Source organism: Clostridium sp. JS66, assembly GCF_033561535.1.
GTDB classification, from domain to species: domain Bacteria; phylum Bacillota; class Clostridia; order Clostridiales; family Clostridiaceae; genus Clostridium_AM; species Clostridium_AM carboxidivorans.
In genome coordinates, this window is the sequence record NZ_CP131467.1 from 505,816 (window position 1) to 519,623 (window position 13,808).

Below are 13,808 nucleotides of genomic sequence, written 5' to 3' on the forward strand. Positions count from 1 at the left end.
TCATTTACATCTCGTTGAGTTGTTGCTGCGAGCACTTTCAGTTTTATTAATATCCATAGATTTAAAGTAATATTAAATCTAACTCTCTTGACTTTTTTTATTTGCTATATATCCATATATAATGGCTTTCCATAATTTGTAATAATGTGGAGGTATAATGTATGAATGAATACCTAATATCTTTAGATGCGGGGAAATACGCCGTTAAAGCAATGGGAAGAAGTTCGAAAGGGTTAACTTGCGATATAAGGAAAGTGGATATTAAAAGCAAAATATATGAATTTAAAAATGGCTATATAGATGCAGAAGGTAAATCTTATAAAGTAATATTTAATGGTGATGAATTAATTGTAGGTGAACAAGGAGAAACAAAGAGTTATGAAACATCTAAAACTTTATTTATGCATAAAGTATGTGCTTATACAGCAATTACTTAATTTTTAGATCTTGACACCAAAGATAACAAAATTAATATGGTTCTTGCATGGTCCTATAAGTGTCTTAAAGATTGAAAAAGCTAAACAAGAATATAAAGATTTTATAAAAGGTAATGGAGTTATAGAAATAAGTGTAAATGATAAAAATTATAGTTTTGAAATCTCTAATGTAATGATAAAAGCTGAGGGATCAGGGATAGTTTATTTATCTCCACATCTTTTTAAAAATAAAAAAATAGGAGTAGTTGACTTTGGGGGATTAAATTTTACCTTTTCTCTTTATACTGATGGAATTTGTATGTCACCTTCATCTGATCGTTTTGTAGAGGAGTTTGGTGCAATAAAATTAACTAATTATGTAGCTGATGATTTAACAGGTTATAAGAGAGGTAATATAGTTAAATTTGATGCTGCAGAAAGGGCTCTTGATGTTGGATATTTATCTAATTTTGGACAAATAGATAAAGAAAGCCAAGATATTATTGAAAATAGTAAAAAGCGTTTCTTTGATGATGCCTGTGACGAGATTAATAGACATGGATTTCGTATAGAAGAGTTAGATGGATTAGTATTTATAGGTGGCACTACTCAAAAGTTGGTTGAAACTATAACCAATAAAATTCCTAATTCATTTATAGCTGCAGATCCACAATGGTCTACGGTAGAAGGTTTGTACAAGGTAGCTTATAAAAAATATGTTTCTTAATTTATAGTAGAGACAAATTATATATTAAAATAAAGATAAAGATCAGAAAGTTTAATACAAATTTGAAAAAGTAAGAAGTAATGCAGAGATTATACTTACTTAGTTTCATAAAAAAGTTAATATTGACATGATTAAGTTTTCACTTTCTAAATATAAGATAAAACCTTTGATATAATATACATTAATAATACCTTTATAATAAATTTGGAAATAAAGTTTATGTCATTATATACTCATATATTTATGTTCTTAGATATGTGTAATAATTCACATTGTAGGTAATAGTTATTAAGTTTTATTTTTGTATGGTTAATTTACAAAGAGTTCATATTAATAAAATACTTGTTTTTAATTCTGATTTAATATTTTTTAAATTTAGGTTTACATTATGGCTAATTATTTATTCTTATTTATTGTAATCAAAATCAATCGATTGATATAAAAAATTAAAATAATGGAGGAATGTATTATGTCAGATGAAAAAGAGTATTTTACTATGTATCAAGAAAATAAGATTAGGTTAATACCACCCTTTAAAGGTAAATCTAATTTTTGTAATGGATCTACTGAAAATAAGCTTAATAAAAATTTATTAAGTTCTATACTTGGCAATAAAAAATCATTAAGTACGGTTGAAGGTGCATTTGGTATTGATATACCTAGTAGCTATTTTATGGATGCTGTAAATACTGTTTTAAAACCTAAAGATCAAGGATCTCATGGCTCTTGTGGGCCACATGCTTTTAGTTATGCTTTAGAATTGATTAACTACACCAAAACAGGAATTTACAAACAATTTAGTACTAACTTCCTATATGGTTGCAGCAATATATTTGATGAGTGCATGAATAATGTTTCCAGCAAAGATGATAAATATTTAGATGAATCAGGAATGAATATAGATGATTTGATGCAAGCAGTTATGAGGTATGGGGATGTGCTTCTTACAGAAATGAATATTCAAGATCCAACGCCGTATAATTGCAAAAGTGAAATTAACAAAAATCCAAAAGGATATTTAGAAAGTGCAAGAAATCATAGAATAATATATGGAGGTATTGAAGCATTAACAAGAGAAGAAATAAAAACTTTTGTATGTGCAGGTGTACCTGTAATTATTGCTATAAATATAACAGGAGAAGACAATACTAATAGAGTTTTTTATGAAGATCCTAATAACAAAATAGGAGGACATTTCCTTTGCGTTGTTGGATATGATGAACAAGGCTTATTAGTAGTTAATTCTTGGCAGAAGGAAAGTATTTCAAAAGCCATTTGGAGGGTAAAAGATGATGTTCAAATTAAAGATGCTGTAGCATTAATAAGTTTTGATGTAGAAAAAAGTAATGAAAATGATTTTGATAAATTAGTGAAAGATTCTTGTAAGGCTAGAACTAGAAGTATGAGAAATGTTTATGGAGCTAGTAAAAAATATGTAGAATATCTAGTGTCTCAACTGAAAATGGAAACTGGTGGTTACGAAGAAAAAGGATTAAGCTCTTCTGCTAAATTTAGTGAAAGTTTTTGGCCTTTACCAGTAAAATCATATCAAGATTTTGGTAATTATTCAGATATTAGCACTTCTGTTTCAATAGGAGGAAAATTAGGACTTAGTGTAGATGGTTGCATGTTAGCTAGAAACGATGATTATGTAGCTAGTTCTGCTGGTGCTGTACTATGTGCTCCTGGAAATTATACTAAAAGAAGATATCCATTATTTTTAACAGATGGTTCCTCTTTAGATAGTGGAATTGAATATTTTAATGGTCACGCTTATCATGTGTTCGGATTAAAAAAAGTTGAAATATTAGCAGGACCATCTATAATTTCAAATGATATAGAAAATGAATTAAAAAGTCAAAGAGATAATTTATCTGTAGAACGTATTTTCGGATCAGATAGAGTAGGAACTGCTGTGGAAATAGCAAAACATTGTACAGGTGATACTATAATTATGGTTAATGATTATGATTATCCAGACTTAGTTTGTGCTGGTTCCCTTGGAGCTCAAATGAATGCAGCGATATTAGTTAATGATTCTTCTAATACATTAGATTCTAAAAACAAGGATTTTTTATACAATTTTGGACCACGTAGAATTATAATTATTGGAGGTACTTCTCTAGTATCTTCTTCAGTAGAATCTGCTTTAAGAAATTTTGCAAGTAATGTACAAAGAGTTTATGGTTCTGATAGATATGATACATCAGTACAAATTGTAAAACAACTTTGGAATAGCTATGATTATGATAATGTTGTATTAGCTCGAGGAGATGAATTTAAAAATATGTCTTCTGCTGCTATGCTAGGTGCTAACTTTAATGCCCCTGTACTTCTTACTGATGGTTATTCATTATCTAGTGGAGCAAGAGGTATAATTAATAATCTCAAGTCAAAAAATATAGTATGTCCAGTTATTTTAGGATCTCCTACAGGAACAATATCATCATCAATATTATCAAGCATATAAAGATATTTAGTTTTTTTACTGTATTAAGTATGAGATAGGCAGTTGTAGTTTATTTAATATAAAAATAAAATTAAATCAGGACCACCCGTAAAACGGGTGGTTTGCTCTAGCCCTATAAGGGCATATTACTGGCTTATGTCTAAAGACATTCTGAAAGGCCTGCCAACCGCAGATTTCTACGGTCTACCCCTAAAGGGGTTTTATTTTTTGACCTTATTAACTGCCTCACCCGTAAACGGGTCAATATATTCTTTTATACTGATTTGTTCTGCTATTATATCTTCTTGTATTTGCTTTCTTATATATTATTCAATTATCTTTTTATTTCTTCCAACCGTGTCCACATAGTATCCCTTACACCAAAACTGCCTGTTGCCATACCTGTATTTCAAGTTTGCATGTCTATCGAATATCATCAATGAACTTTTACCTTTTAGATATCCCATGAATGATGCAACACTCAACTTTGGTGGTATACTCACAAGCATATGTATATGATCTGCACATGCATTTGCTTCTATTATTTCTACTTACTTATGCTCACACAACTTTCTCAAGATTTGACCTATATCTGCTTTTATACTTCCGTATATTATCTGTCGCCTGTATTTTGGTGCGAACACTATGTGATATTTACAATTCCATTTACTGTGTGCTAAACTGTTGTTATCCATTTGGATACTCCTCCTTTGTATTTTGTTGTGGTTGGCAAACCCACTTTCATTTTACATCGGAGGTTTTATTTTTTTCTACTCATAGCTAAAAGCTTTTTAGAACCACCGGTATAACCGGTGGTATTCGTTAAACAAAAATATAAGGCCCCAGAATTTAATGTCTGGGGCTTATTATTTTTCAATATTTAATAATAATAAAAGTTTTTATACTGATTTGCTTTTGAACATATTATAGTTTGTTGATATAATTTTCATATATGTAAAAAAATATATTAAATGGAGTGATATATAAAATGATCAGAAAAGTTTTTAAATATTGTGTATATGCAGAGATAATATCGTTATTTATAGCGATGACTTTATTAGGTAATCCAGTTAAAGCAGAAATAGGAAAGGTTACAAGAATAAGTGGTGCTGATAGATATATTACAGCAGCACAAGTTGCTACAACAAATTGGGGGAATTCAGATAATGTTGTATTGGTGTCTGGAGAAGGGTATGCAGATGCAGTAAGTGGTTCTTTGTTAGCTGAAAAATTAAATGCTCCTATATTATTAACACCAAGTAATGTATTAGATTCAAATACTAAAGAAGCTTTATCCAAATTAGAAGCTAAAAAGGTATATGTAATAGGTGGAAATGCTTCGATTTCAAAGAATATAAGAGAAGAATTAAAATCTAAGTATGCATTAATGGAGTTAAGTGGCTCAAATAAATATGAAACTAATATATCTGTTGCTAATGAATTAATTAAATTAGGAGTTGATCCAAATAATATTATAATGGCTATTGGAGAAGGATTCTCTGATGCTTTATCTGCAGTATCAATAGCATCACTAAAGAACAAATTCTTTTGTTAGCTAATAATGATATGGATTATATAAAGCCAACAATGGATTTTGTAAAATCACATAACTCAAAAGTTACGGTTATTGGAACAAAAGAGATAATAAATGATAAAATATATAATGAAGTTAATGGTATGGTTAGAATTGAAGGAGGAGCCAATAGATTTGATACTAATTTGAATGTATTGTTAAAGTTTAGTTCATCATTAAATTTTAATAAAATATATATTGCAAATGCAAGTAGTGATGATGGATATGCAGATGCATTGGTGGCATCTGTATTATCTGGAAAGAATAAATCTCCATTAGTACTATTGGATGTTAATGGAAACCCATCAACAAGCAATGCAATAAAGTTTATAAGTGATAATATAAATAAAACATCAGATTTAACTGTCATAGGTGGGACAGGAGTTATTACTAATAGTACAGTTGATCAAATAAACAAGAGTATTCTAAGATCTTAATTTTTAAAATTAAAAATTATTTATGAAAATGGTATATAATAAATACAAAAGCTATTGATGTTTTTCAATAGCTTTTGTATTAGCCATTTATTTATTATTTTTAAACACATAATCTTCTATTTCATTAACATTTTTATTTATATCATCAACTATATTAAATTTTTCAGTAAGTTTTGATATAATTTCTTGATAATTTTTTTCTCTTTCTTCTTGCCTAGTATCTCTTTTTTCTTGAGTTGAGGCCATTTTTAGTATTTCATTTTCCATAACTTATCATCATTCAATTCATTTCTAAGTTTTTTTAATGCTATATTTTTTGTTTTATTAACAGATTGTCTAGATATACCAAATTTTTGCCCTAATTGTGTTACAGAATAATCTTTTAGAAATATTCCCATAATTATTTTTTTTTGTGTTTTAGAAAGCTTGTCTAATAACTTGGCTAAAATTATTTTATCTTCTATAGCACTTGTATAGTTTATTGTGGCATCTTTCAATATTTCTAAATTTAAAGTTGCTTCCATATTATATAATCTTTGATATTTTTTAGATAGATGAATGTACTCATGTTTTATGGAATTATGTATATAACTAACTATATATGATTCATTTTCTAGATATGGTTTCTTAAATAAAGGAAATTTATTTATGGTTTCAATAAGTTGAATTATTAAATCTGTATCACTCCCATCATATTTTAACTTTCTACTATATTTTTTTATTAATGGTGTAAATTTAATTATTATTTCTAAAATAGAATTTTTATCACCATTTTGAGAAGAATTAATTAAATTTGACAATTTACTTTTCATGGATATTCCCACCTTTTAAACAGTTTTACAAATAAAAAGGATATTTTAAAAAATTTGTAAACCGTTTTGGCTATTAATATTAAATGTCTTTGGGAATTTTTTATTATGTCTAAATATACTACATTAAATTTCATTGAAATAAGTTGTAAGATAGCTGAATGTGGTATAAAAGCCATTATAATATTTCTTATAAATAATTTTAAAACTACTATAATTTTCGAACAAATCTACAGTATAAATGCCTAAAGTTCAATAATTACAAGTTTTTAAATAAAATTTGTGAAATTTAAATAAGAATTAAATGAATATAATTTGACATAATTTTCGGAAAAATAAAAAAATATACAGATAAAAAAGTAGCTTAAAAAGTACTACTGTTGCATCAAAGAAAAACTTATAGATTTACAAATAATTGATTTAACAATGATAGTATTGCCTTTTAAATTAGCAAAGCATTTTTGTTATGATAATAAGCAAAAGAATCAGGTGTTAAAATAAGTATTTTGTTTAATGGTAAATATACCGAAATGGTTAGTTAACATTGTCACATGAAAGGTTAATGATAGAAAATGTATAGATGATATGATTAAAAATAAATATTGTATTTATTTTTTCTATATGGGATACTATGACTACAGTTGGTATTATAAATTAAGAGATGATAGATTCAAATTTATAACAAGGTAAGATTCCAACATTTGTGTTGAAGAAACGCGAAGTACCTATGTCGATAATGAGCTTATATTTGGCTGTGAAATTACATTAGAAACTAAATATAGCAAAAATAAAGCTTATAATATTTATATGGAAATTGTTGCTTTTGACGAAAATGAAGAAGAATTTAGAGTTTTAACAAATATATTTGATATGTCATCTGAAGATTAAGAAATGTATAACACACAATAACAATAGTATTAAAGTTCAGATTTATACAGAACTCATAGCATAGGTACTTATATATTTTTTTAAAGAATCATTTCAAGTAGCAACTTCAATGCTTAAAGTGACAAGAATAGTAAAATCTAATATTCTAGAAAATATGGAGTATGTTCCTGGGTATATTGCTGATTTATAATGTAAATTAAAATTTAAAAAACTATGTTTTAAACTATAGAAGTAGTCTAATTTTGTGTTTTGAATAGATAGCCTAATTTTAATACAATTAAGAAGCCTACGGCATTTTTAACAGGTGCCGTAGGCATTTATAATTTGTCAATTATTTATTATTGGATTGATGTAACAGTAGTAGTTTAAAAAGTTACTTTTTTATTTAATTGAAAATTTCATTATAATATTTTTAATCATTGTTTTCCCTGAGTCAGAATAAATTTTTTTATTTATAACTAGATAATAAGTTTTGCCTGAAATATAATTTTTTAAAGGTTCAACTATTAAAGTATCTTTATTTACATCAAACCTTAAATTAATATCTACTTTATTATTAAACTCGTCTAATATAAATACATTATCTTTATTTAGTGCAGAAGTAGATATATTTTTATTAAACCTTATTTTCCAGGATTTATCTTTATCTACATTAATCTTTTCTTGTAATTGTGTTGAATCATTAATATCTATTGGGTCTGCAATTTCATTAGTTACTGTTACAATACAAGTATCTTTAAAAGTTCCATCATTTGATAGTGCATTTACATAAACTGTACCAGGTTTTACTCCTTTTATAGTTTTTCCATCAAAATAAATTACTCCTTCTGCACTGAAGTTCCACTTTATAGAATTGTTAGAAGCGTTACTTGGTAAGACACTAGCAGTCAGTGAAGTAGTTTCTCCTACTTTCAAAGTTATTTTATGCTTGTCTAATTCTACAGCTTTAACTGGAATATTAGTAAGACTTAAATCATATTTTGTATCAGCAAATGGATACTTCGACATTTCCCAATCATGATCTTTTGCTAATTCATCATCTGTTAGGTTATAGTAATTATAACATCTACGGTTGGGGATATCTGGTATCGGGTCATCCCATGTACAATCTAAATGATACCATTTTCCGTTTAGATTTACTAGATTCCAAATATGATTATAAGTACTGCTTCCATCTACGCTACCTAAAACAAGTAAGTTTTTAATATTTACTTTACTTAACATTTTGCACGCGAGAAGTGCATAACCCTGACACATTGTTTTTCCATCATGTAAGGCGTAATAAGGATTATTTTTTTTAGCAGTTTCATCATAAGCAACATTGGCAACTATATAGTCATGTATAGCTTTTTCTTTTTGATCCTGTGTCATAGAGTTACTTATTATATTTTGAAGTATAGAATCCACTTTATTATCTACCCAAATTTCTTCATCATGTGTTAATAAATATGTTACATCAAATTTTATATCTATATTCTTGTCATAGCCATAAAAAGTTGTAATACAGTTGGTAACACAATATCCTGCATAATTATCATATGCAATAACATAATTGACTACTTTCTTTGGAAAATTTGGCGAACCTAATAAATCTGAAAGATTTCCTGTATAGTGTATTAAAAAATTTGTGTTTTTATTAAGAATATTATCTTTAGCCATTTCTTCTATCTGATCTATATTAGTGCAATAGTTGTTATTATAAGAAACTATTATTTTTTTCCCTTGCTGTTTATCAGTATCAGAGCAAAGATTTTTATTTTTTACAATACTGCTCTCATTGTAATACCTTTTATTTATGCTATTTAATTTAATATCAGAATTATAAAATTCAGTTAAGGTTTTTGACTCAGATGCTCTCACAAGAAAAGGAGAAAATGTAATTAGAAATATAATTAATATGTTGAATAACAATTTGAAACTTCTTTTCAAGTATATCACTTCCTTAGTATAAAAATGGATATATTTAATTATATCATATGGATTGCATTAATTGATATATTATTTATAATTAGCAAAATTAGTTCCATAGTATAATTAGTTGTCATATATGTAATTTATTATAATTAATATATTTTATATGAATAAATATAAAAATTTGACAAAAAATTAGAATAGATGTACCATATATGTATAAAATATATTTATTTTACATATTATAGGGGAGGAATTGTTATGAAATCAAAAAAAATATTAGCTAGTTTAATGGCGTTGTCAATTATTGGATCAAGTAGTTTTGTATTAGGAGGAAGTGCTAAAGCTGCAACTTTAAATAATAAAGACAATAGTTATGTAAGTTATGCGTCAGTGAAATCATTTGGTGCAGATATTTCTCGAAGTGGATATCTTGTTTGGGACAATGTTAATGCTTTTACTTATAGCGTAGATGTAATGGGAAGCGAAGCGGGTTTTGGATCGTATATAGCGGATGGTAGTTGCAGTGTTTATATTGGAGATAAGCTACATAATAAAGCTGGTATGTATTCAATTACAGTAACTGCTAGAGATGGATTAGGTGAAATTGGGTCTACACATTTTAATGTTTATTATAATGGCAGTACATTTTCTAGAGTATAATAGATGTTTTTAAAGAGGTATAAAATTCTTAAAAAAATAATAAACCTAATACTTATTAAAAGTATTAGGTTTCAGGCTGTTGATAAACATATTTTGTCAGCAACTTTCTAAATTTTTAGCCCGATAGGGCTTTTTTTTGAATTCAAAAAGGATTTTAAGACTTTGTGTAGAATTAATATAATATCAGATTTTTTAAGGAGTTAACTATTATGATTAAAGAAAATAATTCCGCACAGCAACAATTAGAGTTAGTATATATAGAAAATTTAGTTCCCAAAGATCATATCTTAAGGAAAATTGATAAATATATAGACTTTTCATTTATAAGAGATTTAACTAAGGATTTCTATTGTCCTGATAATGGACGACCAGCAATTCAGCCAGTAGTTTTATTCAAAATGTTATTTATAAGGTTACTTATTTGCAATAAGATCAGAGCGACAGCTCGTGAAAGAAATTGAAGTAAATGTAGCTTATCGCTGGTTTTTAGGATTTTCATTAACAGATAAAATCCCAAGTCATTCTACTATAAGCCAAAATAGAATAACAAGATTTAAGGATACAAATATATACCAAGAAATCTTCGATAATATTGTATTTCAAGCAATAAATAAAAAATTAGTAGATGGTAAAATTCTATATACAGATTCTACACACTTGAAAGCTAACGCTAATAAAAACAAGTTTACAAAAGAACAAATTGCACAATCAACCAAAGACTATTTTAATGAGTTAGAAGACGACATTAATAAGGATAGAGCAGCTCATGGAAAACAACCTCTAAAAAAAAGATAAAATAGAAAAAACTAAAGAAATTAAGACCATTACTACAGACCCTGATAGTGGCTATATGCATAGGGATGGAAAACCAAAAGGATTTTTTTATTTAGATCATAGAACTGTAGATGGAAAGTATAACATAATAACAGATGTTTATGTAACACCTGGTAACATAAATGATGTAGATCCTTATATAGAAAGACTAGATGTTCAAATTAAAAAGTTTAATTTGAAAACTAAATATGTTGGAGCCGATGCTGGTTATTCTACTAATAATATTTGCAAGCAAATATTTGAACGAGAACTAAAAGCAGTTATGGGCTATAGACGTAGTCCTCATGTAAAAGGTAAATTTACTAAATTTAGATTTCAATATGTTAAAGAACAAGATGTATATTATTATCCAGATTTAAGAGCATTAGAATATAGAACTACTAACCGTGATGGCTATAGAGAATATGCATGCAAAATCGAGTACTGCAGTCAATGCAATAAAAAAGAAAATTGCTTATCAGATAAAAGTAAAAGAAAAGTTGTTTATCGTCATGTCTGGGAAGATTACAAAGATAAAGTAATCAAATTTACTAAGGACTGATAAAGGAAAATGGCTATATAAAAGAAGAAAAGAAACTATTGAGCGTAGCTTTGCAGATTCAAAAAATCTCCATGGTCTGCGCTATTGTCGTATGCGTGGAATTAAAAAAGTTTCTGAACAATGTTTATTAACAGCAGCAGTTCAGAATATGAAAAAGATAGCCAGGGTGCTATCGCACCTATTTTTGCAATTTTTAAAGAATGCATTAAACAATTTATGGACAACATTCTTTTTTTATATGCTACCGCATAAATATTTAAGACAAAATTAAACTCAGTACTTTAAAAAGTGCTGGGTTTATGAACAATCTGAAACCTAATACTTATTAAAAGTATTAGGTTTACTACTATACATTTCTTTACTAAAGATAATTTATAATTTGCTGTTTAGTAGTATAAGCAAAAAGATTTCTATTTTTTACAGTAATACTTTTATAAAAATAGGATAAAAGATAATTGCAATTATGTATGTATAAAATTGAATGTGTAAATTTTTATCTATTATTTATAACCTAATATTACATTCAATTCAATAGATTACTTCAAAAGTAAAATATAATATAATTTGACAAATAATTGGGGTAGATGTACCGTATATGTATAAAATATATTTATCTTACATATAATGGTGGGAGGAAATTATTATGAAATCAAAAAAAATATTAGCTAGTTTAATGGCAGTATCAATCATTGGATCAAGTAGTTTTGTATTAGGAGGAAGTGCTAAAGCTGCAACCTTAAATAGTAAAGACAATAATTATGTAAGTTATGTATCAGTACAATCATTTGGTGCAGATATTTCTAGAAGTGGATATCTTGTTTGGGACAATGTTAATGCTTATAAATATGAAGTAGATGTAACGGGGAGCAGTCAGGCATATGAAGCTGTATTTAATTCAAGTATTCACAGTACTTATATTGGCAGTAGTATTAATAAAGTTGGTACATATTCTGTTGACATATGTGCTAGAAATTCAAGTTCAACAGTAATTGGATATACACATTTTAATATCTATTATAATGGTAGTACATTTTCTAGAGTATAATAAATGTTTTTAAAGATGTACAAAATTCTTTAAAAAATAATAAACCTCATACGTTTATAAGTATGAGGTTTATTACAGATTGTTCAAGAACCCAGCATTTTTAAAAGTGCTGGGTAAAATTATTGATTCTAATTTATACGGCAGCATTTATAGAAAATATTAATATGTGCAAATATTTGTAAATAGTTACTTCGTAAAATCAAAAAAATGTGCGATAGCACTCAGGCTATCTTTTTCATATTCTGAACTGCAGCCGTAAGTAGGCATTTTTCAGAAACTTTTTTGATTCCACGTAAACTAAATTTTTAACATACTCAAATCTATATTTTGTAAATTTGTCTTTAGCATGCGGTCCTAGTCTAAAGCCTAAAACGGCCTTATAACTTTTCTCAGAAAGTTTTTTACAAATTGGATTAGTTGAATAACTAGCATCAGCAACTACATATTTTGTGTCAAAATTAAACTTTTCTATTTGTGTTTTTAATCTATCAATATAAGGATCTACATCATTAATATTTCCTGGAGTTACATAGACATCAGTTATTATATTGTATTTGCCATCTACCGTTCTATGATCCAAATAGAAGAAACCTTTCGGTTTACCTTCTCTAACCATGTATCCACTTTCAGGATCTGTAGTACTTACTTTTATTTCTTTAGTTTCAGCTATTTTTTCTTTTTTTAAAGGTTTTTTTCCATATTCTATTCTATTTTTATTAATATCTTTTTCTAGTTGTTCAAGATATCCTTTAGTTGACTGAGTAATTATTTCTTTAGTAAACTTATTTTTATTAGCGTTAGCTTTTAAGTGAGTTGAATCTGTGTGTAGAATTTTACCATCTACTAATTTTTTATTTATAGCTTGGAGTACAATATTATCAAATATCTTTTGATATATATTGGTATCTTTAAATCTTGATATTCTATTTTGACTTATAGTTGAATGACTTGGAATTTTATCTGTAAGGTTATATCCCAAAAACCATCTATAAGCTACATTAACTTCAATATCTTTAACAAGCTGACGTTCTGAACGTATACCAAATAGGTATCCAATAAAAAGTATTTTAAATAAGACTACTGGATCTACTGATGGACTACCATTATTGTGACAATATAAATCTTTTATTAGTTCTCTTATAAAAGAAAAATCAATATATTTATCTATTTTTCTAAGGATATGATTTTTGGGAACTAAATTTTCTATATAAACTAATTCTAGTTCATTTTGTTTTTCTGAATTATTTGTAAGCATATATTACCTCCCTAAAAACCCTATCGGGCGAAAAATTGAAAGAGCTGCTGACAAAATATGTTTATCAACAGCCTGGGCTCATTACGTAAATGAGCACTTTTCATATTCCATCTTAAAATTCTATACTCATATGATATATATTAAATGAATGAAAATAAGTTTATTCTATTTATAAAAAGAAAAAACAATAAACACAGATTTACATTTTATTGTTTTTTTTCTTTATATAATGTAAGTAGATTAAAAGATGTTAATTTAGA

At 27.1% G+C, this 13,808-nt stretch carries 10 protein-coding genes and 3 pseudogenes; 8 read left to right on the forward strand and 5 right to left on the reverse strand.

Going from position 1 to position 13,808, the window contains the following annotated elements; genetic code table 11:
• Window positions 1-161: 161 nt before the first annotated feature.
• The 3 genes from Q6H37_RS02335 (at window position 162) to Q6H37_RS02345 (ending at window position 3,613) form a co-directional block, all read left to right on the forward strand.
• Entirely contained in the window at window positions 162-437 is a 276-nt protein-coding gene (locus Q6H37_RS02335; protein ID WP_318738985.1) for a hypothetical protein, read from the forward strand.
• 10 nt (window positions 438-447) lie between these two features.
• Complete coding sequence (locus tag Q6H37_RS02340; RefSeq protein ID WP_318738986.1) at window positions 448-1,143, forward strand: hypothetical protein; 696 nt, start codon at window positions 448-450, stop codon at window positions 1,141-1,143.
• A gap of 469 nt (window positions 1,144-1,612) precedes the next feature.
• Window positions 1,613-3,613 (forward strand): cell wall-binding repeat-containing protein, encoded by a 2,001-nt coding sequence (locus tag Q6H37_RS02345; protein WP_318738987.1) that lies wholly within the window; start codon window positions 1,613-1,615, stop codon window positions 3,611-3,613.
• A 200-nt stretch (window positions 3,614-3,813) separates the two neighbouring features.
• Here Q6H37_RS02345 and tnpA read toward each other — a convergent pair.
• Window positions 3,814-4,287 (reverse strand): annotated as a pseudogene (gene tnpA, locus Q6H37_RS02350) (IS200/IS605 family transposase).
• A gap of 293 nt (window positions 4,288-4,580) precedes the next feature.
• Between tnpA and Q6H37_RS02355 the strand changes: the two are divergent.
• Together Q6H37_RS02355 and Q6H37_RS02360 are read left to right on the forward strand one after the other, a co-directional pair.
• Window positions 4,581-5,147, forward strand: coding sequence for a cell wall-binding repeat-containing protein (locus tag Q6H37_RS02355; RefSeq protein WP_318738988.1), 567 nt, complete (start codon window positions 4,581-4,583; stop codon window positions 5,145-5,147).
• Window positions 5,141-5,602 carry a cell wall-binding repeat-containing protein gene (locus Q6H37_RS02360; RefSeq protein ID WP_318738989.1) on the forward strand — a complete coding sequence of 154 codons (462 nt, stop codon included), beginning with the start codon at window positions 5,141-5,143 and terminating at the stop codon, window positions 5,600-5,602. The genes Q6H37_RS02355 and Q6H37_RS02360 overlap by 7 nt, the downstream gene beginning before the upstream one ends.
• A gap of 87 nt (window positions 5,603-5,689) precedes the next feature.
• Here Q6H37_RS02360 and Q6H37_RS02365 read toward each other — a convergent pair whose 3' ends face one another.
• The 3 genes from Q6H37_RS02365 to Q6H37_RS02375 form a co-directional block, all read right to left on the reverse strand.
• Window positions 5,690-5,869 (reverse strand): BhlA/UviB family holin-like peptide, encoded by a 180-nt coding sequence (locus Q6H37_RS02365; protein ID WP_318738990.1) that lies wholly within the window; start codon window positions 5,867-5,869, stop codon window positions 5,690-5,692.
• On the reverse strand, window positions 5,851-6,414 hold the full coding sequence (locus Q6H37_RS02370) for a sigma-70 family RNA polymerase sigma factor (protein WP_318738991.1): 564 nt from the start codon (window positions 6,412-6,414) through the stop codon (window positions 5,851-5,853). Before Q6H37_RS02370 ends, Q6H37_RS02365 begins: the two co-directional genes overlap by 19 nt.
• A gap of 1,266 nt (window positions 6,415-7,680) precedes the next feature.
• Complete coding sequence (locus Q6H37_RS02375; protein ID WP_318738992.1) at window positions 7,681-9,228, reverse strand: transglutaminase domain-containing protein; 1,548 nt, start codon at window positions 9,226-9,228, stop codon at window positions 7,681-7,683.
• A gap of 243 nt (window positions 9,229-9,471) precedes the next feature.
• Here Q6H37_RS02375 and Q6H37_RS02380 point away from each other — a divergent pair, with 243 nt between their 5' ends.
• The 3 genes and pseudogenes from Q6H37_RS02380 to Q6H37_RS02390 all read left to right on the forward strand — a co-directional run bounded on the left by Q6H37_RS02380 (window position 9,472) and on the right by Q6H37_RS02390 (window position 12,293).
• The gene (locus Q6H37_RS02380; RefSeq protein WP_318738993.1) at window positions 9,472-9,873 is read left to right on the forward strand and encodes a hypothetical protein; all 402 of its coding nucleotides are present in this window, start codon (window positions 9,472-9,474) and stop codon (window positions 9,871-9,873) included.
• Window positions 9,874-10,082: 209 nt separating this feature from the next.
• Window positions 10,083-11,519 (forward strand): annotated as a pseudogene (locus tag Q6H37_RS02385) (IS1182 family transposase).
• A 372-nt stretch (window positions 11,520-11,891) separates the two neighbouring features.
• The gene (locus tag Q6H37_RS02390; protein ID WP_318738994.1) at window positions 11,892-12,293 is read left to right on the forward strand and encodes a hypothetical protein; all 402 of its coding nucleotides are present in this window, start codon (window positions 11,892-11,894) and stop codon (window positions 12,291-12,293) included.
• Window positions 12,294-12,591: 298 nt separating this feature from the next.
• Here Q6H37_RS02390 and Q6H37_RS02395 read toward each other — a convergent pair.
• Window positions 12,592-13,548, reverse strand: a pseudogene (locus Q6H37_RS02395) (IS1182 family transposase); the annotation flags it as partial.
• Window positions 13,549-13,808: the final 260 nt, after the last annotated feature.